The following is a 24,422-nucleotide window of genomic DNA, read 5'->3' on the forward strand; positions in this document are numbered from 1 at the left end:
TCAGGCAGCCCTTTTCGAAAGCAGCAAGCGATAGAGTTCGACGTATTTTTCGGCGCTCTTGTCCCAGGAGACATCGGCCTTCATGCCCTGGCGCTGGATCGAGGCCCAGGTCGCGGGCCTGGCATGCACCTCGACCAGCCGCTGGATGGCATGCAGCATGGCGCCGCCATTGTTGGGCGCAAACTGGATGCCGGTGGCGACCCCTGCCGAGAGGGCCGCCTCGTTGGCGTCGATGATGGTGTCGGCGAGACCGCCTGTCCTGGCGACGATCGGCACGCAGCCATAGCGCAGGCCGTAGAGCTGGGTGAGGCCGCAAGGCTCGAAGCGCGACGGGATGACGATGGCGTCGCAGCCGCCCTGCATGACATGCGACAAGCCCTCATCATAGCCGACAACGACGCCGATGCGGCCGCGATGGCGCGCGGCGGCGGCAAGCAGCGAACCTTCGAGGCCGGCATCGCCGGAGCCGAGGATGGCGAGGCGCGCGCCGGCGGCGACGATGCCGTCGACGACCGCGGCCAGGATATCCATGCCCTTCTGCCAGGTCAGCCGGCTGACGATGCAGACGATCGGGCTGTCGTCGACTTCGAGGCTGAAGCGCTCCTCGACCGCCTTGCGGTTTTTCGCGCGGGCGGCAAGCGTGTCGCCCGAATAGTTGGCGACCAGGTGCTTGTCGGTCTCTGGGTTCCAGATGTCGACATCGATGCCGTTGACGATGCCGTAGAGATCGGTGGCGCGCATGTTGATGAGGCCGTCGAGGCCCATGCCGAATTCCGGCGAGCGGATTTCCTGCGCATAAGTGGGGCTAACCGTGGTGATCGCCCAGGCGGCCTGCAGGCCGGCCTTGAGATAGCCGACGCCGCCATAATATTCGACGCCGTCGAGCTGCATGGCAACGCCTGGGAGGCCGAGCTCGCCGAAGATGCCAGCGCCGAACTGGCCCTGGAAAGCAAGGTTGTGCACGGTGATCAGCGAGGGAACGCCGACCGCCTTGCCGTAACGCATGTAAGCCAGCGTCATCGCCGACTGCCAGTCATGCGCATGCACGATGTCGGGCTGATAGCCGGAGATGGCGCCGCCGGCGATGTCGCCGCCGACCTGGCTTAGCGCCGCGAAGCGCCGCCAATTGTCCGGCCAGTCGGCGCCGGAAGCGGTGCCGTAAGGGCCGCCCTGGCGGTCGAAGAGATGCGGCGCGTCGAGCACGAAGAGATCGAGATCGCCGATCTTGACGGCATGGACCGAAGCCTTGCCGCCGTGGAGCAGCGGATACTGGTAGACGGGTTTCTTCTTGGCGAAGGCCGCCATCACCACCGGATAGCCGGGGATCAGCGTGCGCATCGCCACGCCCTTGCCGGCCAGCGCGATCGGCAAGGCGCCGGTCACGTCGGCAAGGCCGCCGGTCTTGATCAGCGGGAAGATCTCGGGCGTGACCGACAGAACCTGCATGCGCCTAACGATCCACTGCTAACGTGACAACTTGGTGATCAAACTGACAGCCTGCTGATCAAACTGACAGCCTGCCGATCAGGTTGCCAACTTGTTGATCATATCTTGCGTGATCAGGCAGATGCCTTTTTCCGATACACGAAAACGCTTGGCGTCGAGCGCCGGGTCCTCGCCGACCACCAATCCCTCCGGAATGTTGACGCCATGGTCGATGACGACGCGCTTGAGGCGCGCCTTGCGGCCGACGGTGACGTCGGGCAGCATCACCACTTCCTCGAGCTTGGAGTAGGAATTGATGCGCGCGCCGGTGAAGATCAGGCTGCGGCGCAGCGACGCGCCGGAGACGATGCAGTCGCCCGACACCAGCGATGAGATTGCCTCGCCGCGGCGGCCATCCTCGTCATGCACGAACTTTGCCGGCGGCTTCAATTCGGCGTAGGTCCAGATCGGCCAGTCGCGGTCGTAGAGATCGAGCTCGGGCGTGACGTCGGTGAGGTCGATATTGGCTTCCCAATAGGCGTCGACCGTACCGACATCGCGCCAGTAGGGCTCGGACTCATGCGAGGAGCGTACGCAGGATTTTGCGAAGCGGTGCGCGATCGCCTTACCGTGCTGCACGATATAGGGGATGATGTCCTTGCCGAAGTCGCGGCTGGAGCCGGGCTCGGCAGCGTCGCGGCGCAGCTGTTCCATCAGGAACTTGGTCTTGAAGACGTAGATGCCCATCGATGCGAGAGCATATTCCGGCTTGTCGGGGATGCCGGGCGGATCGGCCGGCTTTTCGACGAAGGCGATGATGTTGTCCTTCTTGTCGACATGCATGACACCGAAGCCGGTCGCCTCCATGCGCGGCACTTCGAGGCAGCCGACGGTGACGTCGGCGCCGGCATCGACATGCTGGCGCAGCATCAGCTCGTAATCCATCTTGTAGATGTGGTCGCCGGCGAGGATGACCATGTATTCGGGGCCGTAGGCCTCGATGATGTCAATGTTCTGGTAGACCGCGTCGGCGGTGCCTTCATACCATTGCGTTTCGGACACGCGCTGCGATGCCGGCAGGATGTCGAAGCTCTCGTTTCGCTCGGGGCGCAGGAAGTTCCAGCCGCGCTGCAGGTGACGGATCAGCGAATGCGCCTTGTACTGGGTGGCGACGCCGAGGCGGCGGATGCCGGAGTTCAGCGCGTTGGAGAGCGCGAAGTCGATGATACGCGTCTTGCCGCCGAAATAGACAGCGGGCTTGGCGCGCCGGTCGGTCAGTTCCTTGAGGCGACTGCCGCGCCCGCCTGCCAGCACATAGGCCATGGCGTCGCGCGCCAGCGGCTGGGTTCTCTTGAGTTCTGCCATCGTTACCCTCCCAAGTAAGCTGCCCGGATCGTGGCTGGCGCAATACGCGCCATCATTTGCGCTGGTCCGCTACGAATTCCAGCATGATCGTCGACAGCGGCGGCAACAAAAGGCTGGCGGAGACGCCGCCCCCTTGCCCGCTGGCCTCGACCTTGCCGCCATTGCCCATGCCAGAGCCGCCATAGTCGGCGGCATCGGTATTGATGATCTCGCGCCATTCGCCCGCCTTCGGCAGCGGCACGCGGTAGCCCTCGCGCGGCACCGGCGTGAAATTCGAGATGACAGCGATCGGATTGCCGTCGGGCGCGCTGCGCAGCCAGGCAAAGACGGAGTTTTCGCGGTCGTCGACGATCAGCCACGAAAAGCCTTCCGGCTCGCAGTCGCGCGCATGCAGCGCCGGGCGCGAGCGGTAGAGGTAGTTGAGATCCCGCACCGTCTGCCAGACACCGCGATGCGGCGCATATTCGAGCATATTCCAGTCGAGCGCGCGTTCCTCGCTCCACTCTCGGCGCTGGGCGAATTCCTGGCCCATGAACAGCAACTTCTTGCCGGGATAGCCCCACATGAAGGCGTAGTAGGCGCGCAGCGTGGCAAACTTCTGCCAGTCGTCGCCGGCCATCTTGTTGAGCAGCGTGCCTTTGCCGTGCACCACCTCGTCATGCGAGAGCGGCAGCACGAAATTCTCCGAAAAGGCGTAGGTCAGGCCGAAGGTGATGTCGTTGTGGTGGTGCTTGCGGAAGATCGGCTCCTTGGAGAGATACTCCAGCGTGTCATGCATGAAGCCCATGTTCCACTTGAAGCCGAAGCCGAGCCCGTCTTCATGTACCGGACGCGAGACCTTCGGCCATGAGGTCGATTCCTCGGCGATCGTCACGACGCCCGGATGGTGGCCGTAGAGCTCCTTGTTCATCTTCTGCAGGAAGGAGACGGCCTGCAAATTCTCGCGCCCGCCCTTCTCGTTGGGGATCCATTCGCCGGCCTTGCGCGAATAGTCGAGGTAGAGCATCGAGGCGACCGCGTCGACGCGCAGTCCGTCGACATGATACTTTTCGGCCCAGAACAGCGCGTTGTTGACCAGGAACGACACCACCTCGCGGCGGCCGAAATTGTAGATCGCGGTGTTCCAATCGGGATGGAAACCCTGGCGCGGATCGGCATGCTCGTAGAGCGCGGTGCCATCGAAATGGACCAGCCCGTGCTCGTCGACCGGGAAATGCGCCGGCACCCAGTCGAGGATGACGCCGATGCCGGCGCGATGCGCGCCATCGACGAAACGGGCGAAGCCATCTGGATCGCCGAAGCGCGCCGTCGGCGCATAAAGACCGGTTGTCTGATAACCCCAGGACGGGTCGTAGGGATGTTCGGAGATCGGCAGGAACTCGATATGGGTGAAGCCGGTCTCGACCACGTAAGGGATGAGCCGCGCGGCGAGTTGATCCCAGGACAGGAAATTGCCGTCATCCTGGCGCTGCCACGAGCCGGCATGGACCTCGTAGATCGACATCGCCTCGCGCCGCGGATCGGCCTTGCGCCAATAGGTGCGGTGCGCCTCGTCGCCCCATTGATGCGCCATCGGCGGCGCCGTCACCGAGGCGGTGGCCGGACGCAACTCGGACTCGAAGGCGAACGGATCGGCCTTGAGCGGCAGCCGCACGCCGTCGGGAGCGATGATCTCGTATTTGTAGGGCCGGCCGGCGCCGATATCGGGAATGAACAATTCCCAGATTCCGGTGTCCTTGCGGTCGCGCATGGTGTGGCGGCGGCCGTCCCAGTCGTTGAAGTCGCCGACGACCGACACGCGCCGCGCATTGGGCGCCCAGACAGCGAAATGCACGCCGGTCGCGCCCTCATGGTCGATGAGGTGGGCGCCAAGCTTGTCGAAGAGCCTGAGATGCGAGCCCTCGGCGATGTAATAGTCGTCGAGCGGGCCGAGCACCGGGCCGAAGGAATAGGGGTCGGTCAGCCACCAGTCGCCGCCGGCATTTCTGGCGTGAAAGCGCAGCGGCTGGCGCTTGCGGATCGAAACCTTGCCCTCGAAGAAGCCGGCATCGTCGCGGCGCGTAAGCTCCCCGACATCCTTGCCGGCCAGCGTATAGGCGGTGACGAATTCGGCATTGGGCACGAAGCAGCGCGCGACGAAGCCCTTGCCGGCCTCATGCACGCCCAGCACCGCAAAAGGATCGCCATGCGTTCCGGCAACGATGGCCGCGACATCGCCGGCTGGCGCCAGACCGTCCGGCCCGCTTGTCGCAGCGGTCGCGCGCGGCTTCTTCATCAGGCGGTATTCCCTCCCGGGGGATTATTTTGCTTTGTGTCAGACCACGTTGGTCGTGATCTCATGCAATCACATCAGGCAGGCACGTTCCAGATTTCTTTCGCATATTGGCGGATGGTGCGATCGGAAGAGAACCAGCCGCCACGCGCGACGTTGCGGATGGCGCGGGCAATCCAGTCGGGACTGTTGCGCCAGACGGTGTCGACCTCGCGCTGGCAGTCGGCATAGGAATCGAAATCGGCCGCCACCATGAACCAGTCGCTCTGGTAAAGGCCGTTCATGAGGTCGCGGTACCGGTTGGGGTCGTCGGGCGAGAAGACGCCGGACGAAACTGCCGACACCGCCTGCGACAGTTCGGGGGACGCCTCGATGACGCCGCGCGGGTTGTAACCGCTGCTGCGGCGGTCGGCGACCTCCTGCGTGGTGAGGCCGAAGATGAAGATGTTGTCGGCGCCGACATGCTCCTTCATCTCGACATTGGCGCCGTCGAGCGTGCCGATGGTGAGCGCGCCATTCATCATGAACTTCATGTTGCCGGTGCCGGAGGCTTCCATGCCCGCGGTCGATATCTGCTCGGAGAGGTCGGCGGCCGGCATCAGCACTTCGGCAAGGCTGACATTGTAATTCGGCACGAACACCACTTTCAGCAGTCCGCGCACCGACGGATCGCCGTTGATGACCTTGGCGACATCGTTGGCCAGTTTGATGATCAGCTTGGCGTTGTGGTAGCTCGGCGCCGCCTTGCCGCCAAAGATCTTCACGCGCGGCATCCAGTCCCGCTCGGGATGCGAACGGATCTGGTCGTAAAGCGCGATCGCCTCCAGGATGTTGAGAAGCTGGCGCTTGTATTCGTGGATGCGTTTGACCTGGATGTCGAACAGCGCCGACGGGTCGAGCCGGATGCCCAGCCGGTCGGCGATGAGGTTCGAGAGCCTTATTTTGTTCTGCCGCTTCACAGCGGCAAACTTCTCGCGGAAGGCGGCGTCGTCGGCAAAGGGGTCGAGCGCCTTGATGGCCTCGATGTCATCCATGAAGCGATCGCCGATCGCTTCGCGGGCGAGCCCGGTCAGGCCCGGATTGCACTGGATCAGCCAGCGGCGGGGCGTAATGCCGTTGGTCTTGTTGTTGATGCGGTCGGGATAGAGCTTGTGGAGATCGGCGAACACCGTCTCCTTCATCAGCTCGGTATGAAGCGCGGAAACGCCGTTGATCGAATGCGAACCGACAAAGGCCAGATTGCCCATGCGCACGCGCCGTTCGCCGCTCTCCTGGATCAGCGAGATGCGGGCGATCTGCTCGCCCGAGAATTTTCCGGTGGCGCGGGCCTCGAGCAGCACCTGCGCGTTGATCGAATAGACGATCTGCATATGGCGCGGCAAAAGCCGCTCGAACAGCGGCACCGACCAGCTTTCCAGCGCCTCGGGCAGCAGCGTGTGGTTGGTGTAGCCGAAGGTGCGCTTGGTGACGTCCCAGGCAAGGTCGAAATCCATGCCGTGGATGTCCATCAGAAGCCGCATCAATTCGGGGACTGCGACCGCCGGATGGGTGTCGTTGAGGTGGATCGCCGCCTTGTCGGGCAGCGACTTCAGATCGCCATACTGGCTCAAATGCCGCTGGACGATGTCCTGCAGCGAGGCGGTGGAGAAGAAATATTCCTGACGGAGCCGCAGTTCCTGACCGGCCATGTGCGAATCGGCGGGATAAAGCACGCGCGACAGCGCATCGGCCTTGTTGCTTTCGGCGAGCGCGCCGATGTGGTCGCCGGCGTTGAACTTGTCGAGCAGGATCGGGTCGATCGGCATGCCGGACCAGAGCCGCAGCGTGTTGACGCGCTTGGCCCGCCAGCCGGCGACCGGCGTGTCGTAGGCGACGGCCAGCACATGCTCGGTCGGCTTCCAGACATGGCGTTCGAGGCGGCCGTCCTTGGAGGTGATCGATTCCACCGAGCCGCCGAAGCCGACCTCGAAGGAGCGCTCGCGCCGTTCGAATTCCCACGGATTGCCGTGGTCCAGCCAGGTCTCCGGCAGCTCGACCTGCCAGCCGCCCTGGATTTCCTGACGGAACATGCCGTTGGCGTAGCGGATGCCGTAGCCGTGAGCCGGGATGTCGACGGTCGCCATGCTTTCCATAAAGCAGGCGGCGAGCCGGCCGAGACCGCCATTGCCGAGCGCGGCATCCGGCTCGAGCCCGGCAATGAGGTCGAGGTCGACTCCCAGCGAGGCCAGCGCCTCGCGCATGTTCTCCATCAGGCCAAGATTGGAGAAGGCGTCGCGCATCAGGCGGCCGATCAGGAATTCGAGCGAGAGATAGTAGACGCGCTTTTCCTGCTGGTCGTAGGCTTCCTTGGTCGCCTGCATCCAGTGGTCGACGACGCGGTCACGCACCACCTTGATCGAGGCCGTCAGCCAGTCATAGGGCGTGGCGACGGTTGTGTCCTTGCCCACCCGGTATTTCAGCGACAGCAAGACTTCCTCGGCGAGCGTCTTGGGATCGGGATTGTCGAGAACCGGGACTTCGATCGTCATGGCGGATGTCATTTCGCCTCTCGTTCAGCTGGCCTGATCATAACGGCTTTCGCCGTTCCTCCCAGCCCATCTTAGTGCGTTGCAGCATTGTTTCAATCGATTTAGAGCAATTCGAGGAAAAGTGAGAGGCAGCTTTCCGTCCGGAATTGCGCATAAACAAAGATTTAGAGCGGTTCGGCGATTGCGTGAAACGCCGAACCGCTCTGGCAAAAGACCCGTCAAGCTCCCCCGCGGCCATCAGGATATGGCGTGAGGATCAAGCCGCCAGCGCGTCCTCCGGCGGCTTCTTGGCGCCGGTCATCAGCGCAACGGCATCCGACATCGAAATCTGCTTCGGATCGACGACGCAAAGGCGGCGACCGAGGCGGTGGATGTGGATGCGATCGGCCACCTCGAAGACATGCGGCATATTGTGCGAGATCAACACGATCGGCAGGCCGCGCTTCTTGACGTCGAGGATCAACTCCAGCACGCGGCGGCTTTCCTTGACGCCAAGCGCCGCCGTCGGCTCGTCCATGATCACCACCTTCGAGCCGAAGGCGGCCGCGCGCGCCACCGCGACGCCCTGGCGCTGACCGCCCGACAAGGTCTCCACCGCCTGGCCGATGTTCTGGATGGTCATCAGGCCAAGCTCGGTGAGCTTGTCGCGGGCGCGCTTTTCCATCGCCGGCCGGTCGAGCATGCGGAACCAACTGCCGAGCGCGCCCGGTTTGCGGATCTCGCGGCCGAGGAACATGTTGTCGGCGATCGACAGCGCCGGCGACAGAGCGAGGTTCTGGTAGACGGTCTCGATACCGGCCTCGCGGGCCTCCATCGGCGACTTGAAGGCAACGGGCTTGCCTTCGAGCCGGATCTCGCCTTCGTCGGGCACGGCCGCGCCGGAAATCGCCTTGATCAGCGACGATTTGCCGGCGCCGTTGTCGCCGATGACGGCAAGGATTTCGCCCGGATAGAGGTCGAAATCGGCATTGTCGAGGGCGGTGACGCGGCCATAGCGCTTGATCAGGCCGCGCGCCGTGAGGATGGGTTCCTGGGTCATGCCGAAACCTTTCTGATCCATTGGTCGATCGCCACGGCGCCGATGATCAGGACGCCGGTCAAAAGCACCTTCCATTGCGGATCGGCGCCCAGCATGTTGAGGCCCATCGAGACGACGCCGACGATCATGGCGCCGAACAGCGTGCCGAGGATCGAGCCGCGTCCGCCGAAGAGCGAGATGCCGCCGATCACCGTCGCGGTGATGGCCTGCAGATTGTAGTCGGTGACGGCGGCGGACGGCGAGATCGAGCCGTTGCGGCCGATGGAGACCCAGGCCGCGAAAGCGGCGATCAGGCCGGCAAGCGTATAGACGGCCATCAGCACCTTCTTGGTCTGGATGCCGGAGAGCTTGGCTGCCTCCGGATCGTCGCCGACGGCATAGACGTGGCGGCCCCATGCCGTGTGATTCAGCACATACCAAAGCAGCACGACCAGCAGCACCATGGCAATGACGCCGAGCGTCAGCACGGCAGAGCCGACCCTGAAGCTTACCGCGAACAAATGCAGCAGCGGCGCCTGTGCGTCGACATCGGCGTCACGGATCGTCTCATTGGCCGAATAGATGAAATTCGTCGCCATGACGATGTTCCAGGTGCCCAGCGTGACGATGAAGGGCGGCAGCTTCATGTAGGCGACGAGCCAGCCGTTGAGCAGCCCGCAGGCGCTGCCGGCGGCAAGCCCCAGCACCACCGCGAGAATGGTCGGCATGCCGTAGGTGATGGCGCAATTGCCCATGATCACGGCCGAAATCACCATGATCACGCCGATCGACAGATCGATGCCGGCGGTCAGGATGACCAATGTCTGGGCGGCGCCCAGAATGCCGACGATGGCGATCTGCTGCAGGATCAGCGTCAGCGTGTAGGACGAAAAGAAACGTCCGCCGATGGTGATGCCGAAGATGATGATCGACAGAACCAGCACGATCAGCGGCACAGCCGCAGGCGTGGAATGCAGGAAGTGCTGGGCGCGCTTGACGGCCGATTTGTGCTCGTCGAAGGCTGCGACGCTGGTGTCGCTGCCGGAAAGTACCTTTTCGAATTCCTGTATCTGAGACATGTGTCCTCCCGTCTGCGTGCGGCCTTCTCATTGCCGCGCGCGCCGTCGACGCTTCTTCCGGTCTGTCGCCAGGATTGTCGCGCTTTGACGAAAGCGCATCGTCCACCCGATGCGGCCGGGGATCAAGCCCCCAGCCGCACGGTTTGTGGATCTTTCAGAATGTCAGCCCCAGCACTTGGCCAGGCCTTCCTTGGTGTCGATCGACTTGACGCCGTTGGCCGGCTTGTCGGTGACGAGATTGACGCCGGTGTCGAAGAAGTTCTTGCCTTCGGTCGGCTTCGGCTTGGTGCCGTCCTTGGCAAAGGCGGCGATGGCCTCGATGCCGAGGGCCGCCATCTGCAGCGGATACTGCTGCGAGGTGGCGCCGATCACGCCTTCGGTGACGGACTTTACGCCCGGGCAGCCGCCGTCAACCGAGACGATCAGCACCTGCTTTTCGAGACCGACGGCCTTGAGCGCCTGGTAGGCGCCGACGGCGGCCGGCTCGTTGATGGTGTGAATGACGTTGATGGTGTTGTCCTTCTGCAGAAGGTTCTCCATCGCCTTGCGGCCGCCTTCCTCGTTGCCGTTGGTGACGTCGTGACCGACGATACGCGGATCGGTCTCATCGCCGATCTTGTTGGGATCCTTGGGATCGATGCCGAAGCCGATCATGAAGCCCTGGTCGCGCAGCACGTCGACGGTCGGCTGCGACGGCGTCAGGTCGAGGAAGCCGACCCGGGCATCCTTGACCTTGTCGCCGAGGGTCGCGGCGGCCCAGGCGCCGATCAGCTTGCCGGCTTCGAGATTGTCGGTGGCGAAGGTCGCGTCGGCGGCATCGATCGGGTCGAGCGGGGTGTCGAGCGCGATCACCAGCAGGCCAGCGTCACGCGCCTTTTTAACCGACGGCACGATGCCCTTGGTGTCGGAAGCGGTGATCAAGATACCCTTGGCGCCGTCGGCGATGCAGCTTTCGATCGCCGCAACCTGGCTGTCGCTGTCGCCGTCGATCTTGCCGGCATAGGTCTTGAGGTCGACGCCGAGTTCCTTGGCCTTGGCGGTCGCGCCTTCCTTCATCTTGACGAAGAAGGGATTGGTGTCGGTCTTGGTGATCAGGCAGGCGCCGACGCCGGCGGCCGACGCCGACGAGGCGAACGCCAGCAGCCCCAGACCGGCCGCAGCGAACACGGTGGACTTCAAAAGAGATTTCTTGCTCACGATTTTCCTCCCAGTGGAACCATTGCGGACGCCGGGCCACCCGGCATCTCCTGCGCGCCCAACATTCTTAACCCAGCGTGGGCGCAGCTTCAAAAAACACAAGTGAGGTAGGCCTGTCAATAATTAAATCACTCTTATTTATTATTGACACACTTGCGCCGCTCACTCATTCTGACCCAAAAGCATCGAAGCAAACGACGGGAGGAACAGGGGGTGGAGACCGGCACTGCCAGGCACGGTTCGCCCGAGGTTTTGGAAAGCCGGCTGCATCGCGGCACCAACCAGAGCGGCATGCGCGACCACAATGAGCGGCTCGTGCTTTCGCTGGTGCGTCAGCATGGCAGCCTCGCCAAATCCGACATCGCGCGCATGACCGGACTGTCGGCACAGACCGTGTCGGTGATCATGCGCGAGCTGGAGGAAGACAAGCTGCTCGTCCGCCAAGCGCCGCTGCGCGGCAAGATCGGCCAGCCCTCGATCCCGATGGCGCTCAACCCGGAAGGCGCCTTCTTTATCGGCCTCAAGATCGGCCGGCGCTCGGCCGAGCTGGTGCTGATCGACTTCCTCGGCAATGTGCGCGCCATGCTGCACAATTCCTACCGCTATCCGGCGCCGCGCGAGACGGTCGAGTTCGTCACCGAGGGCATCAAGAAGATGCGCGCGGAACTGACGCCGGCGCAGGACAAGCGCATCGCCGGGCTCGGCATCGCCATGCCGTTCGAATTGTGGAACTGGGCCGACACGGCCGGCGCGCCGCGCGACATCATGGACGAATGGCGCCATCGCGACATTCGCGCCAACATCCAGGCGCAATGCGACTTTCCGGTCTATCTGCAGAACGACGCGACCTCGGCCTGCGGGGCGGAACTGGTCTTCGGGCGGAGCGGCGGGGCTCGCGATTTCGTCTATTTCTACATCGGCGCCTTCGCCGGCGGCGGCATCGTGCTCAACGGCCGGCTCTACAGCGGCCCCAACGGCAATGCCGGCGCGCTGGGCTCGATGCCGGTGCCGGGGCCGGACGGCAAGCCGGCGCAGCTCATCGACGTCGCCTCGATCGCCATGCTGGAAAAGGCGCTTTCGGCCAAGGGCATCGACGGCTCTTATCTTTGGACCTCGCCGCAGGATTGGGGCGACATCGGCGCCGAGCTCGACGACTGGATCGCCAGTGCATCGCGCGCGCTCGCCTATGCCATCGTGGCCGCCTCTTCGGTCATCGATTTCGAGGCGGCGGTGATCGACGGCTGGATGCCGCTCGAAGTGCGGCGCCGGCTTGTGGAAGCAATCCGGCAAACCATGGCCGGCATCGACGCCGAGGGATTGAAATTGCCTTTCGTGCGCGAGGGAACCGTCGGCATCCATGCCCGGGCGCTCGGCGGCGCCAGCCTGCCGCTGTCCGAGCGCTTCCTCATCGGGCCAAACACTTCCGGGGGCGCCTGACCATGCTGATCGGCATTCCCTCGCTGCTCGGGCCGCAGTTCCTGGCGACGCTGAGGGCCATGGGGCACGGCGACGAGATCGCCATCGTCGACGGCAATTATCCGGCCGAGGAACAGGCGCGGCGGCTGATCCGTGCCGACGGCCATCACATCGTCGCCGTGCTCGACGCCGTGCTCAGCGTGCTGCCGGTGGACGAGGCGGTGCCTGAGGCGCTGTTCCGAGCCTCGGTCAAGGGCGATCCGGCACTGTCGGACCCGGTGCATCACGAGATGGAAGCGGTGTGCGCCAGGCGCGCGCCGGGCCACAAGGTGGTTGCGCTGGCCGGTCCCGACTTCTATGCACGCGTCAAGGCCGCGCACGCGATCGTGGCGACCTCAGAACCCAGGCTTTTTGCCAACATCATCATCCGCAAGGGCGTGATTTATCCGCCGGAGACCAAGACGACATGATCCTTTGCTGTGGCGAAGCCCTGATCGACATGCTGCCACGGACGACGACCGAAGGCGAAGCTGCCTTCGCGCCCTATGTCGGCGGCGCGGTGTTCAACTCGGCGATCGCGCTCGGACGTCTCGGGGCACCGGCCGGCTTCTTTTCCGGTCTCTCCTCCGACCTGTTCGGCGGCCAGTTCCGCGACGCGCTCGGCGCCAGCAAGGTTAGCTCGACCTACGCGCACACCTCCCCTCGCCCCACCACGCTGGCTTTCGTGCGGCTCACCAACGGCCAGGCGACCTACACTTTCTACGACGAGAACACCGCCGGGCGCATGCTGACCATCGAGGACCTGCCGAAGCTCGGCTCCGAGATCGAGGCGATGCTGTTCGGCGCGATCAGCCTGATCTCCGAGCCGGCCGGATCAGCCTATGAGGAGTTCATGCGGCGCGAGCATGAGAGCCGGGTTATGATGCTCGATCCCAACATCCGGCCGAACTTCATCCCGGACAAGGCCAAGCATCTCAGGCGCATTCGCGAGATGATGGCGATGGCCGACATCGTGAAGCTGTCGGACGAGGACCTCGAATGGTTTGACGAGGCCGGCTCGCACGAAGACGTCATCCGCAACTGGCTGGAACGCGGCCCGAAGCTGATCGTGGTCACGCATGGCAGCGAGGGCGCCGTCGGCTACAGCAAGGCGCACAAGGTCACCGTCATGCCGCAGAAGGTGAAGGTGGTCGACACGGTCGGCGCCGGCGACACGTTCAATGCCGGCATCCTGGCCTCGCTGCACGAGCAGGGCCTGCTCACCAAGGCGGCGATCGGCGACTTGAGCGAAGAAGCGATCCGCAAGGCACTGGAGCTCGGCGCCAGGGCCGCCGCGGTGACCGTTTCGCGGGCCGGCGCCAACCCGCCCTGGCGGCACGAGATAGCGTAAGCAGTTCCCGAGACGGCCGAAAGATCTGCCGCAGCCGATCACTTTATGTTTCCAAAATTGGGAACGACGCGATAAAAACCATTGAAAATGCTCGTTTTAGCCCGGTTTTCCGGCTTCTTCGGGCATTGCGCCGGCAAAGAGCAGTAACAGGCTGCGACACATAGGCAATTCGCCTCGCACCCGGCCGGCTTTCTCGCCCGGCCCAAGTCTGATACCAGCGGGCCGGTTTTATTGGAGCGACGTGCGCCCGTCCGGTCGCACAAGAGTACGCTCCAACAGCTCGTTGATCCATTTTGAGGCCGACATGCAGTTCATCGATCTTGGCGCGCAGCGCGAACGTATCCGCGACCGGCTGAAGGCCGCGATCGACACGGTGGTCGAGGAAGGCCGCTATATTCTCGGACCCCAGGTCACCGAATTCGAGAACAAGCTCGCGGCCTATGTCGGCGTCAAGCATGTGGTCGCCTGCGCCAACGGCACAGACGCGCTGCTCCTGCCGCTGTTTGCCGCCGGCATCGGCCCGGGCGACGCCGTGTTCGTGCCGAGCTTCACCTTCGCGGCGACCGCCGAAGTCGTGGCGCTGGCCAAGGCCGAGCCGGTCTTCGTCGATGTCGACCGCGACAGCTACAACATCGACGTCGTCAGCCTCGAGGCGGCGATCGAGATGATCAAAAAGGAAGGCCGGCTGAAGCCGAAGGCGATCATCCCGGTCGACCTGTTCGGGCTGTCGGCCGACTACGAGGCGATCATGGCGATCGCCAAGCGCGAAAACCTTCTGGTGATCGAGGACGCCGCCCAGTCCATGGGCGGCTCGGCCGACGGCACGATGTGCGGCGCCTTCGGCCATGTCGGCTCGACCAGCTTCTATCCGGCGAAGCCCCTCGGCTGCTATGGCGACGGCGGCGCGATGTTCACCAACGACGGCGCGCTGGCCGACAAGCTGCGGTCCTTCGCCTTCCACGGCAAGGGCGAGACGCAGTATGACAATGTGCGCGTCGGCATCAATTCGCGCCTCGACACGCTGCAGGCGGCGATCCTGATCGAAAAGCTCGCCATCCTCGAGGACGAGATGGTGGCGCGCCAGGTGGTCGCCGACCGTTATGCCGCCGGCCTCGGCGATGTCGTCAAAGCGTCGCGCAATCTCGGCCATGGCCGTTCGGCCTGGGCGCAATACGCCATCGAGACGCCGAAGCGCGACGGGCTGAAGGCGCATCTCGGCGAAAAGGGCATTCCGTCGGTGATCTATTACGTGAAGCCGCTGCACGAGCAGGCGGCCTACAAGGATTATCCGCGCACGCCGACCGGCCTTGCCGTCTCGGAAGAACTGCCGAAGCAGATCCTGTGCTTGCCAATGCACGCCTATCTCAGCGAAGCCGACCAGGACCGCATCATCGAGACGATCCGCAACTATATCGGATCGAACTCGGCGCATGTCGCGGCGGCATAACCAGCACTTTCGTCATCCTCGGGCTTGACCCGGGGATCCATGCCGTGACCTTCGACGTCGAGCGCAACGGTGCAGAATTCTGCAACCGCTGCAACGCTTTAGCGTCACGGCATGGATCCTAGGGTCTGCGCGCGTCGCTGCGCTCCTTGCTTCGCCCTAGGATGACGACGCGCTGACTGGCGGCTGCAATCGCCGACGTTTTAAGCCGCGCTCTTCCCCCTCGCGATGAAATGCGGGTTGGCGAAATCGCTGTCGCTGGCCTGGTTGCGCTTGCCGTAGGTAAGCGGTTCGCCGTCCAGCGTGCGGGTCATGCCGCCGGCGGCGCGCAGCACGGCATCGCCCGCCGCCGTGTCCCATTCCATGGTGCGGCCGAAGCGCGGATAGACGTCCGCCTCGGCGGCGGCGAGCAGGCAGAATTTCAGCGACGAGCCGACCGAGACGATCTCGGCAGCGCCAAGGTCGCGGATGAAGGCGTCGGTTTCCGGCGTGTTGTGCGAGCGGCTGGCGACGACGGCGAGCGGCGAACCCCCTGCCCGAACGCTGATCGGGCGGCGGCCGGTGACGCGGTAATCGGCGTCGACCTCCAGCGCTTCCGCCTTGCCCGGACGTCCGGTGAAAAAGCGCCCGGTGCAAGGCGCGTAGACGACGCCGACTTCCGGCACGCCGTGGCGGACCAGCGCGATGTTGACGGTGAAGTCGGTGCGGCGGTTGACGAATTCCTTGGTCCCGTCGAGTGGATCGATCAGGAAGAACGCGCCTTCGAGATCGGGCGTGGCGATGCCAGCCGCCACCTCTTCCTCGGCCACGCAAGGTATATCCGGATAGGCGGCGCGCAGGCCGGCAAGGATGATTTTTTCGCTCTCGCGGTCGGCTTCTGTCACCGGCGAACTGTCGAGCTTGCTGTCAACCGCGCAGCCTTCGTGGAAAACCCGCATCACCTCGCGCCCGGCGTCGAGCGCCAGGTGTTCGAAGACACCGAGCATGGCCTCGTCGTCAGATGCCGCCGCCATTGTCGTACTGGTCTTCGGCAATGTCGCGCTCATTCAGCCAATGCTCCAGGGCTTCTGCCATCTCCTCGGGCTTTTTACCCAGGGTCTTGAGATGGATCTCCGGATGTTCCGGCGCCTCATAGGGTGAATCGACGCCCGTAAAATTCTTGATCTCGCCACTCAGGGCACGCGCGTAGAGGCCCTTCGGATCGCGGCGGGCGCATTCCTCGAATGGGGTGTCGACGAACACCTCGACGAACTCGCCTTCGGCCATCAGCTCGCGCGCCACGCGCCGCTCGGCGGCGAAGGGCGAGATGAAGGAGACGATGACGATCAGCCCGGCATCGGCCATCAGCTTGGCCACCTCGGCGACGCGGCGGATGTTTTCGACGCGGTCGGCATCGGTGAAGCCGAGATCGCGGTTCAGGCCATGGCGGACATTGTCACCGTCGAGGATGTAGGTGTGACGGCCCGAGGCAAACAGCTTCTTCTCGAACAGATTGGCGATGGTCGACTTGCCGGAACCGGACAGCCCGGTGAACCAGAACACCGCCGGGCGCTGGTTCTTCAGGTCGGAACGGCCGCGCTTGCCGACATCGAGCGACTGCCAGTGGATGTTTTCGGCGCGGCGTAGCGAATGCAGGATCATGCCGGCGCCGACGGTGGCGTTGGTGATGCGATCAATCAGGATGAAGGCGCCGGTGGTGCGGTTCTCGCCGAACGGATCGAAGGCGATCGGCGCGCGCGTTGAGAGATTGCAGACGCCGACCTCGTTGATGTCGAGCGACTTCGCCGCCTCATGCGCGAAGTCGTTGACGTTGACGCGGTATTTTAGCTCGGTGACGGTGGCGCTGACCTGGTCGGTCTCGGTACGAAGAATGTAGGAGCGGCCGGGCAGCAGCGCCTGCTCGTCGAACCAGACGATGTTGGCGGCGAACTGGTCGGCGACCTGCGGTCGTGCGGCCGGCGACACCAGCAAATTGCCGCGCGAGACCTCGACCTCGTCGTCGAGCACCAGGGTGATCGCTTGGCCAGCGACCGCCTGCTCGAGATCGCCGCCCTGCGCGACGATACGTTTCACGCGCGATGCCTTGCCGGATTTCGCCACGACGACTTCATCGCCTTGCGAGACCGCACCCGAGGCGATGGTGCCGGCAAAGCCGCGGAAGTCGAGGTTCGGCCGGTTCACATATTGCACCGGAAAGCGGAACGGCAGTTCGACCGCGGCCTCGTCGACCGACACGGTTTCCAGATGCTCGATCAGCGACGGGCCTGAATACCAGGGTGTGCGCTCGGAGCGGCTGGTGACGTTGTCGCCGAAGCGCGCCGACATCGGGATCGGCGCGATCGAGACGAAGCCGAGGTCCTTCGCAAACTCGCCGTACTCGCCGACGATCCGGTCGAACACATCCTTGTCGAAACCGACGAGATCGATCTTGTTGACCGCAAGCACGATGTGGCGGATCCCGAGCAGCGAGGCGATGATCGAATGACGCCTGGTCTGGCGCAGCACGCCCTGGCGCGCGTCGATCAGCACAATGGCGAGGTCGGCGGTCGAGGCGCCGGTCGCCATGTTGCGCGTGTACTGCTCGTGGCCGGGCGTGTCGGCGACGATGAACTTGCGCTTCGGCGTGGCGAAGAAGCGGTAGGCGACGTCGATGGTGATGCCCTGCTCGCGCTCGGCCTCCAGCCCGTCGACCAGAAGCGCGAAGTCGAGGTCGTCGCCGGTGGTGCCGTGCTTGCGCGAATCCTTCTCGAGCGCGGCAAGCTGGTCCTCGAAGATCTGCTTGGTGTCGGAGAGCAGGCGGCCGATCAGCGTCGACTTGCCGTCGTCGACCGAACCGCAGGTGAGGAAGCGCAGCAGCGACTTCTTCTCCTGCGCGGCCATGTAGTCGCGGATCTCATCGGTCGGGGCGAGGCTCTTGGCCATGATGTGGCGCATTCTCAGAAATATCCCTCGCGCTTCTTCTTTTCCATCGAGCCGGCCTCGTCGCGATCGATGAGGCGGCCCTGGCGCTCGGAGGTGCGGGCGGTCAGCATCTCGCCGACGATGGCTTCAAGCGTGTCGGCTTCCGAGTCGATGGCGCCGGTCAGCGGATAGCAGCCCAGCGTACGGAAGCGCACCAGCCGGTTCTCGATCGTCTCGCCGGGACGCAGTTGCATGCGATCGTCGTCCTTCATGATCAGCATGCCGTCGCGCTCGACGATGGGCCGCTCCTTGGCGAAATAGAGCGGCACGATCGGTATGTTCTCCTGCAGGATGTACTGCCAGATGTCGAGCTCGGTCCAATTGGACAGCGGGAAGACGCGGATCGATTCGCCCGGCGCGATCCGGGTGTTGAAGATCTTCCACATCTCCGGCCGCTGGTTCTTCGGGTCCCAGGCATGCTGTGCGTTGCGGAACGAGAAGATGCGCTCCTTGGCGCGCGACTTCTCCTCGTCGCGGCGGGCGCCGCCGAAAGCGGCGTCGAAGCCGTATTTGTCGAGGGCCTGGCGCAGCGCCACCGTCTTCATCACATGGGTGTGGGTGTTGGAGCCGTGATCGAAGGGATTGATGCCCTCGCGCACGCCGTCCTCGTTGACATGGACCAGCAGGTCGAAGCCGAGCTTCTGCGCCATCTGATCGCGAAAGGCGATCATCTCGCGGAACTTCCACGTCGTGTCGACATGCAGGAACGGGAAAGGCGGCTTGGCGGGATAGAAGGCCTTCATAGCCAGATGCATCAGCACGGACGAATCCTTGCCGACCGAATAGAGCATCACCGGCTTGGAGAACGAGGCCGCGACCTCCCGGAAGATGTGGATGGATTCGGCCTCGAGCCGCTGCAGATGCGTAAGCGCGATGTTCATGGACTGTTGAGCGTTCTTTCGTGCCGCCGAACGAAATCTTGCGGTCTGGGGCGCATGCGATGCCGCCCGGCAAGGTTCGATTTGGACAATCTGTTTCGTGCAGGCGTTCTAACAGATCGCCGCCGCCGATAACAATGCAAGACACGCGCCACGCATCATGGTTCGGGAACGAATTTTCCAGAACGAGCCGGAATGGCGGAAAATCCTACCCATACCTCGAAACACGGCGGCCAGGAAAATCGTTGGGCCGCTTAGCCGCATGTGCCGGTTTTTTGCCTGAACACCCGGCGGCCGGCCTATCGCGGATCGATGGCAACCGCTATAGGGGCCTTGGGAGACGGGCAAGGCAGGATCGCCGCAGACCATGCAACGGCCGTTGGCCGGCTGCGTGGAATTGCGGACACCCTGAAAGATCGCGAAGCAAGGCATTGAACCCGCTTACATCGCTCCGCCGGCATCTCACGCCCGCACAGATCAACATCTATTTCTCGATCATCTGTTTCTTCTCGCCGCCAGTCCTGGGATCGCTGGCGAGCGTCACCTTAAATGCCGGCGCGGTATGGTCGGTGATGCTTCTCGCCCTGAAGCGGCGGCGTTTCAACATAGATGCGCCGATGCTCGCCCAGACCATCGCGATCTATGCCTATTGCGCCGCCATGGTGCTGGCGTCGATCGTCAACGGCACGCTGAAGGAGGATCTGCGGCTGTTTCTGCCGCTGATCACCTTGCTGTTCTTCCCTATCTCCTATTCGACCTGGAGCATCACCGAAAAACCCGTGCTGGCGCGTATCGCCATCCTGGCGAGCGCGGCCGGCTGCTTCGGGGCGCTACTTCTCGCCGTCATCCAGTATCACTGGTTCGGCACGCGAGCCGCCGGCGGAGCCGGCAACGCGATCGTCTTCGCGACGGTGACCTGCCTTGCCGTCATGGCCTGCCTTGCCGGCGCCCTGTCGGGGATCGAAAAGCGCTGGCGGATGCTGCTCCTTGCAGCGACCGCCGGAAGCGTGGCGATCTTCTATTCGGAATCGCGCATGATCTGGGTGTCCATGCCGATTGCCGGCATTGCCATTCTTGCGATCAATCGCCGCCGCTTCGCCGGCGCCCGCCTTACCCGTTTCGCGGTGATCGGGGTCGCGGCCTATCTGGCGATCGCGGCGATAAGCTACCATAGCATCAAGGATCGAGCCGACTTCCTGGTCAATGACTGGCAGGCGCTGAACGCCAGCAGCGACCACTCGACATCGCTCGGCCTGCGCGTGGCGATGTGGGAGATCGGCCTCGGCGCGTTCCGCCAGGCGCCGGTTTTCGGCCACGGCATCTCCGAGAGCCGGGCGCTGATGGTAAAAGGTTTTCACGACCGGTTCGGCCTGGACGAGGGCTTCAGCCACTTCCACAACGGCTTCATCACCGCGCTGGTCGAGGCCGGTCTTCTGGGGGCGCTGGCGCTGGCGTCGATCTTCATCGTCGCCGCCTGGAACGCGGCAAGGACGCTGCGGCGCAGCGCCGACCCGCTGGAACGGTTCGGCGCGACGATGATCGTCATTGTCCTTATAACCTATCTGATCGCCGGCTTGAGCGGCATTCTGGTCGGCCACGACATCCTCGACGCGATGCTGATGACGTTCCTTATCTGCGGAACCTATCTGGGATCAGGGCGAACGATAGCACCGACCGGAAAGAGCGCGCCGGCCATGACGCCGCAGACCAGCCGGCAATCATGAAAGTCCTGGTCACGGGCGCGACGGGCTTTGTCGGCGGACGGATCGCCAGCCATTTGCAAGCGGCCGGCATGGATGTACGGGTCGCCTCGCGCCAGCTGCTGCCTGCCGCGCCGGATGCCGTTCTGCTGCCCGCCGTCGATGCGCCCGACGAGGCCTTCGCAGCGCTGATGCGCGATGCGACGCATGTCGTCCACTGCGCCGCGCTCAACAACGACCGCCATGCCGGCGAGGCCGACTATCAATCCGCCAACGCTGCGCTGACCGGGCGGCTCGCCAAGGCGGCGGCGGCCCATGCCAGCGGTCGCTTCGTCTATCTCTCCTCCATCCGCGCCGTCGTCGGCGCCGGCTTCAACGGGACCATCGACGAGGCGACGCCGCCCGCCCCGCAATGCGCCTATGGCCGCTCCAAGCGCGAGGGCGAGATCAGGATGGCCGAGGCCTATGCCGGCCGCGCCGACGCCACCGCGCTGCGGCTGCCGGCGGTCTATGGCGAAGGCATGAAGGGCAGCATGGCGTCGCTGATGCGGCTCGCCGACACGGCCTTGCCTCTGCCCAGCGGGGCTTTGACCGGTATGCGTTCGCTGATATCGGCCGAGGCCGTGGCAGGCGCGGTCACGCATATTCTGACGATGCCGGCGCAACTGCATCCTATCTATGTCGCCAGCGATACACCTGCGGTCGCACTGTCCGAGATCGTCATCGCGTTCCGGCGAGGTCTTGGCCGTCCGGCGCGCCTCTTGCCGATGTCGCCCTATCCGCTTCGGCTGGGGGCGAGCCTGCTCGGTAAAGGAGCCTCATGGCGGGCCTTGACGGCCAGCCAGGTCTGCGACCCATCGCTGCTGGCATCGCAAGGCTGGGCGCCGGAGGTCGATACGCTCGGCAGGCTCGAGGAACTGGCGCGAAAAATGCGCCGTCAGCCCCGGTAGAACGTGCCCAGCAAGATCTTCAAGTCCAGCCCAACCGAGGCCGTCTCGAGGTAGGCGGCGTCGGTCTCGGCGCAGAGCTTCGGGTCGGACATGTCGATGCCCTTGATCTGCGCCAGGCCGGTGATGCCCGGAAGTGCGGCGAGCACGCCCAACTGTCTGCGCCGTTCGATCAGCTCGGTTTGCGTGGGCAAGCATGGGCGCGGCCCGACAAGGCTCATCTCGCCGCTCAACACATTCCACAGCTGCGGCAACTCGTCGATCTTGGTTGCCCGCAGCGCCCTGCCGACGACGGTGACCGAAGCGGCCGGCGCTTCGTGCGTGGGCAATGACGGTGTTCCGCGATGCATCGTGCGCAGTTTGCGGCAGGTAAAAAGCGCGCCTCCCCGGCCGACACGGGTTTGCGAGAAGATGGCGGGCCCGGGGGACGTCGCGCGGATCGCCAGCATCGCGACGAGCAGGATCGGAACCGCAATCACCAGCATCGGAGCCGCGACGGCCAGATCGAGCAAGCGCTTGGCCGTCACGGTCAGATCCGCCGCCAGGCGACGATCAGATAGGCCCACCAGTCGTGGCTGATCAACTCGGCTCTTGCCGACGCTTTCGCCAGAAGCTCGCGCGCCTTGCGGTTGGGCATAGTGTAGCCGCCCGCGATACTCTGCACCAACGCGTTGCGGAACGCTTTGTTTTGACGCATTTGCGAACGGAAAACCCTCACGACTTTTTCTGGGACCGTTTCAAGCGCTCTGGCCCGCCGCCTTCGGCTCGACGCGATCCGGGGTGTTCCGCTCCTCATGCAATCCCATCAGCACCGACATAGCGGCTGCCTTGTCCTGGTCGCGCAGGGCGGCTTGCAGGGTCGTCAGCCCGGCTTGGATTTTCGCCCAGCTCACGACTTCGCTCCTGAGGCCGAAGACCTTGGCGATGTCGAGCTTGACGACCTCCTCGTTCTCGCCATGCAGCGTCTCGTGCAGCTTTTCGCCGGGCCTGACGCCGGTGAAGCGTATGGGGATATCGGTGTAAGGCGATTTGCCAGCCATGCGGATCATAGTTTCCGCGACCTCGAGGATCGGCACAGGCTTGCCCATGTCGAGCATATAGATGGCGTAATCGTCGCTGCCCTGGCGCCCCTCGGCATCGGTTGCCGACATGATGACGAGATCGACAGCCTCGGCAACAGTCATGAAATAGCGCGTCATGCGCCGGTCGGTGATGGTGATCGGGCCGCCGGCCTCGATCTGCGCCTGGAAGATGGTCGCGACCGAGCCGTTGGAGCCGAAGACATTGCCGAAGCGCACCGCGATGAACTTGGTGCCGGGGTGGCGGTTGCCGTTGTCATGGCCGTTCAAGCCGCTGCTATTGCCGCCTGGCGCGGCATGCACCTCGTGCAGTGCCGCGACGATCTGCTCGGCGGCCCGCTTGGTGACGCCGAGCACGGACGTCGGATCGACTGCCTTGTCGCTGGAGATGAGCAGAAACTGCGGGACGCCGCATTTGGCGGCGACTTCGGCGCAGACCAGCGTGCCGAAAACGTTGGTCTCGACCGCGGCTTCCCAGTTCTCTTCCAGGATCGGCACGTGCTTCAACGCCGCGGCGTGGAAAATGATGGCCGGCTTGAACTCCCCGACGATGCGCATCATCTGGCGCCGGTCGGTGACGTCGACGATGCGGTTGGTCAGCCGGCCGCGCTCGTCGTCGTCGAGCAGTTGGTCGAGCTGGAAGATGCCGAATTCGGAGTTGTCGGCGACCAGCACCGCCTCGGCGCCGAGTTCGAGCGAGCGCTTGACGAGCACACGGCCGATGGAACCGGCGCCGCCCGTGACCAGCACGCGCTTGCCGTCGACGAAAGCGCCGATGCGCTCGATATCGGTGGCAACGGCCGAGCGGCGCATGATCGTTTCCATCTCGACCGCGTCGAGAACCAGCCTGCCGCCCTGCCCCAACTCGGACAGCCCGGAAAACTGGACGACCGTGATGCCGCTGTGACGGGCGACGCGCACAAGTTCGGCATAGTCCTCGATCTCTCGCTCGGCGCCGTTGCCGAAGATGACGAGGTCGAGGTTCTCGGTCCCCCTGACATATTCTTCCAGGACTTCGACCAGGCGCGGACGGACCGCCACCACGGGAACGCCTTGGATCTGTGTGCCGAGCGGCGCGTCGCTTTCGGTCGCCATGATGCCGGCGATGGCATATTCCGCCGGAACCGCAGTGCGGGTGAAACGCACGATGACGTCGGCCTCGCTCAACCGGCCGATGAACAGCGCCTGCCTGATTGGCGCCCCACCGGGAGCGCGGCGCAGGATACGCCAACTCGCGCCGTCGCGCAGGAACCGGTAGTAAAGCCTGGGCGCCGAAATGATGGTGAAGGAGACGAGGAAGAAGACGATGAACTGACGTTCGTTGAGGCCGGCGACGGGCTGGAAGAAATAGCGAAAAGCCAGCGACGTCAGGTATAGCACCACTGTCAGTATGCCGCAGCCCTTCAGGATGTTGAAAAAGTCGGGCGTGGAAGCAAAGCGCCACACGGTGTTGTAGAGACCGCAATAGCGGAACAACAGGTGAGCGGCGAACACGATGACCGCCCAGCAGATCAGCCCGGCATAAGAGAAGGCGTCAAAGGAAAGTCGCGATTGCGACAGTATCAGGCTGAGCGCCACGGCGACCAGGACCATGATCAGGTCCTGGATCATGATGATGGCGCGCCGCATCCTCGGTCGGAGTTCCGATACGGCTTCAACATAGGACGTCATAGGGCGGCACTGAACTCCAGGCGCAGGGACTTAACCACCAGAACGGCGCCGG

19 protein-coding genes are annotated in these 24,422 nt (G+C 64.1%); 6 read left to right on the forward strand and 13 right to left on the reverse strand.

What is annotated here, in order from left to right; genetic code table 11:
- The 7 genes from glgA to FJ988_RS14195 form a co-directional block, all read right to left on the reverse strand.
- A complete protein-coding gene (gene glgA / locus FJ988_RS14160; RefSeq protein WP_140818649.1) occupies window positions 1-1,446 on the reverse strand; it encodes a glycogen synthase GlgA in 1,446 nt (481 codons plus the stop codon).
- 78 nt (window positions 1,447-1,524) lie between these two features.
- The gene (glgC, locus tag FJ988_RS14165) at window positions 1,525-2,790 is read right to left on the reverse strand and encodes a glucose-1-phosphate adenylyltransferase (RefSeq protein ID WP_140818651.1); all 1,266 of its coding nucleotides are present in this window, start codon (window positions 2,788-2,790) and stop codon (window positions 1,525-1,527) included.
- Between the two features lie 52 nt (window positions 2,791-2,842).
- Entirely contained in the window at window positions 2,843-5,065 is a 2,223-nt protein-coding gene (gene glgB / locus FJ988_RS14170; protein ID WP_140818654.1) for a 1,4-alpha-glucan branching protein GlgB, read from the reverse strand.
- Window positions 5,066-5,139: 74 nt separating this feature from the next.
- Complete coding sequence (locus tag FJ988_RS14175; RefSeq protein WP_140818656.1) at window positions 5,140-7,602, reverse strand: glycogen/starch/alpha-glucan phosphorylase; 2,463 nt, start codon at window positions 7,600-7,602, stop codon at window positions 5,140-5,142.
- Between the two features lie 244 nt (window positions 7,603-7,846).
- The gene (locus FJ988_RS14185) at window positions 7,847-8,629 is read right to left on the reverse strand and encodes an ATP-binding cassette domain-containing protein (RefSeq protein WP_140818661.1); all 783 of its coding nucleotides are present in this window, start codon (window positions 8,627-8,629) and stop codon (window positions 7,847-7,849) included.
- Window positions 8,626-9,687, reverse strand: a complete 1,062-nt coding sequence (locus tag FJ988_RS14190; protein ID WP_140818663.1) for an ABC transporter permease — start codon at window positions 9,685-9,687, stop codon at window positions 8,626-8,628. Before FJ988_RS14190 ends, FJ988_RS14185 begins: the two co-directional genes overlap by 4 nt.
- A gap of 162 nt (window positions 9,688-9,849) precedes the next feature.
- Entirely contained in the window at window positions 9,850-10,854 is a 1,005-nt protein-coding gene (locus FJ988_RS14195; protein ID WP_407067697.1) for a sugar ABC transporter substrate-binding protein, read from the reverse strand.
- 243 nt (window positions 10,855-11,097) lie between these two features.
- Between FJ988_RS14195 and FJ988_RS14200 the strand changes: the two genes are divergently transcribed.
- The 4 genes from FJ988_RS14200 to FJ988_RS14215 all read left to right on the forward strand — a co-directional run bounded on the left by FJ988_RS14200 (window position 11,098) and on the right by FJ988_RS14215 (window position 15,137).
- A complete protein-coding gene (locus FJ988_RS14200; protein WP_140818667.1) occupies window positions 11,098-12,321 on the forward strand; it encodes an ROK family transcriptional regulator in 1,224 nt (407 codons plus the stop codon).
- A 2-nt stretch (window positions 12,322-12,323) separates the two neighbouring features.
- On the forward strand, window positions 12,324-12,770 hold the full coding sequence (locus tag FJ988_RS14205; protein WP_140818669.1) for an RbsD/FucU family protein: 447 nt from the start codon (window positions 12,324-12,326) through the stop codon (window positions 12,768-12,770).
- On the forward strand, window positions 12,767-13,690 hold the full coding sequence (locus tag FJ988_RS14210) for a carbohydrate kinase (RefSeq protein ID WP_140818672.1): 924 nt from the start codon (window positions 12,767-12,769) through the stop codon (window positions 13,688-13,690). The genes FJ988_RS14205 and FJ988_RS14210 overlap by 4 nt, the downstream gene beginning before the upstream one ends.
- A gap of 304 nt (window positions 13,691-13,994) precedes the next feature.
- Window positions 13,995-15,137 carry a DegT/DnrJ/EryC1/StrS aminotransferase family protein gene (locus FJ988_RS14215; protein WP_140818674.1) on the forward strand — a complete coding sequence of 381 codons (1,143 nt, stop codon included), beginning with the start codon at window positions 13,995-13,997 and terminating at the stop codon, window positions 15,135-15,137.
- Between the two features lie 200 nt (window positions 15,138-15,337).
- On the opposite strand, the gene cysQ is transcribed toward FJ988_RS14215, so the two are convergent.
- From cysQ to cysD, 3 genes are read right to left on the reverse strand one after another with little or no spacing between them, the layout of a single operon-like run.
- Window positions 15,338-16,120: a 3'(2'),5'-bisphosphate nucleotidase CysQ gene (gene cysQ / locus FJ988_RS14220; RefSeq protein WP_181183540.1), complete on the reverse strand. Its 783-nt coding sequence runs from the start codon at window positions 16,118-16,120 to the stop codon at window positions 15,338-15,340.
- A gap of 10 nt (window positions 16,121-16,130) precedes the next feature.
- Complete coding sequence (cysN, locus tag FJ988_RS14225; RefSeq protein ID WP_181183529.1) at window positions 16,131-18,068, reverse strand: sulfate adenylyltransferase subunit CysN; 1,938 nt, start codon at window positions 18,066-18,068, stop codon at window positions 16,131-16,133.
- Window positions 18,069-18,070: 2 nt separating this feature from the next.
- On the reverse strand, window positions 18,071-18,976 hold the full coding sequence (gene cysD, locus FJ988_RS14230) for a sulfate adenylyltransferase subunit CysD (protein ID WP_140818678.1): 906 nt from the start codon (window positions 18,974-18,976) through the stop codon (window positions 18,071-18,073).
- 428 nt (window positions 18,977-19,404) lie between these two features.
- Here cysD and FJ988_RS14235 point away from each other — a divergent pair, with 428 nt between their 5' ends.
- Together FJ988_RS14235 and FJ988_RS14240 are read left to right on the forward strand one after the other, a co-directional pair.
- Window positions 19,405-20,697: an O-antigen ligase gene (locus tag FJ988_RS14235; protein WP_246688538.1), complete on the forward strand. Its 1,293-nt coding sequence runs from the start codon at window positions 19,405-19,407 to the stop codon at window positions 20,695-20,697.
- On the forward strand, window positions 20,694-21,623 hold the full coding sequence (locus tag FJ988_RS14240) for an NAD-dependent epimerase/dehydratase family protein (protein ID WP_140818683.1): 930 nt from the start codon (window positions 20,694-20,696) through the stop codon (window positions 21,621-21,623). The genes FJ988_RS14235 and FJ988_RS14240 overlap by 4 nt, the downstream gene beginning before the upstream one ends.
- Here FJ988_RS14240 and FJ988_RS14245 read toward each other — a convergent pair.
- From FJ988_RS14245 to FJ988_RS14255, 3 genes are read right to left on the reverse strand one after another with little or no spacing between them, the layout of a single operon-like run.
- On the reverse strand, window positions 21,611-22,105 hold the full coding sequence (locus tag FJ988_RS14245; RefSeq protein WP_140818965.1) for a sugar transferase: 495 nt from the start codon (window positions 22,103-22,105) through the stop codon (window positions 21,611-21,613). The two genes, FJ988_RS14240 and FJ988_RS14245, sit on opposite strands and share 13 nt — an antisense overlap.
- Window positions 22,106-22,149: 44 nt before the next feature.
- Window positions 22,150-22,317, reverse strand: coding sequence for a hypothetical protein (locus FJ988_RS14250; protein ID WP_246688539.1), 168 nt, complete (start codon window positions 22,315-22,317; stop codon window positions 22,150-22,152).
- Window positions 22,318-22,357: 40 nt separating this feature from the next.
- Window positions 22,358-24,328 (reverse strand): UDP-N-acetylglucosamine 4,6-dehydratase, encoded by a 1,971-nt coding sequence (locus tag FJ988_RS14255; RefSeq protein ID WP_140818685.1) that lies wholly within the window; start codon window positions 24,326-24,328, stop codon window positions 22,358-22,360.
- Between the last annotated feature and the right edge of the window lie 94 nt (window positions 24,329-24,422).

Origin of the sequence: Mesorhizobium sp. CU3 (assembly GCF_006442965.1) — a bacterium.
Lineage (GTDB): Bacteria > Pseudomonadota > Alphaproteobacteria > Rhizobiales > Rhizobiaceae > Mesorhizobium.

Coding starts and splice junctions, on each gene's coding strand:
- cysQ (WP_181183540.1), bottom strand. CDS start 16,120: ATGCTCGGTGTCTTCGAACACCTGGCGCTCGACGCCGGGCGCGAGGTG.
- FJ988_RS14215 (WP_140818674.1), top strand. CDS start 13,995: ATGCAGTTCATCGATCTTGGCGCGCAGCGCGAACGTATCCGCGACCGG.
- FJ988_RS14190 (WP_140818663.1), bottom strand. CDS start 9,687: ATGTCTCAGATACAGGAATTCGAAAAGGTACTTTCCGGCAGCGACACC.
- glgC (WP_140818651.1), bottom strand. CDS start 2,790: ATGGCAGAACTCAAGAGAACCCAGCCGCTGGCGCGCGACGCCATGGCC.
- FJ988_RS14210 (WP_140818672.1), top strand. CDS start 12,767: ATGATCCTTTGCTGTGGCGAAGCCCTGATCGACATGCTGCCACGGACG.
- FJ988_RS14175 (WP_140818656.1), bottom strand. CDS start 7,602: ATGACATCCGCCATGACGATCGAAGTCCCGGTTCTCGACAATCCCGAT.
- FJ988_RS14255 (WP_140818685.1), bottom strand. CDS start 24,328: ATGCGGCGCGCCATCATCATGATCCAGGACCTGATCATGGTCCTGGTC.
- cysN (WP_181183529.1), bottom strand. CDS start 18,068: ATGCGCCACATCATGGCCAAGAGCCTCGCCCCGACCGATGAGATCCGC.
- FJ988_RS14185 (WP_140818661.1), bottom strand. CDS start 8,629: ATGACCCAGGAACCCATCCTCACGGCGCGCGGCCTGATCAAGCGCTAT.
- FJ988_RS14240 (WP_140818683.1), top strand. CDS start 20,694: ATGAAAGTCCTGGTCACGGGCGCGACGGGCTTTGTCGGCGGACGGATC.
- FJ988_RS14205 (WP_140818669.1), top strand. CDS start 12,324: ATGCTGATCGGCATTCCCTCGCTGCTCGGGCCGCAGTTCCTGGCGACG.
- glgB (WP_140818654.1), bottom strand. CDS start 5,065: ATGAAGAAGCCGCGCGCGACCGCTGCGACAAGCGGGCCGGACGGTCTG.
- cysD (WP_140818678.1), bottom strand. CDS start 18,976: ATGAACATCGCGCTTACGCATCTGCAGCGGCTCGAGGCCGAATCCATC.
- FJ988_RS14250 (WP_246688539.1), bottom strand. CDS start 22,317: ATGCGTCAAAACAAAGCGTTCCGCAACGCGTTGGTGCAGAGTATCGCG.
- FJ988_RS14245 (WP_140818965.1), bottom strand. CDS start 22,105: ATGCTGGTGATTGCGGTTCCGATCCTGCTCGTCGCGATGCTGGCGATC.
- glgA (WP_140818649.1), bottom strand. CDS start 1,446: ATGCAGGTTCTGTCGGTCACGCCCGAGATCTTCCCGCTGATCAAGACC.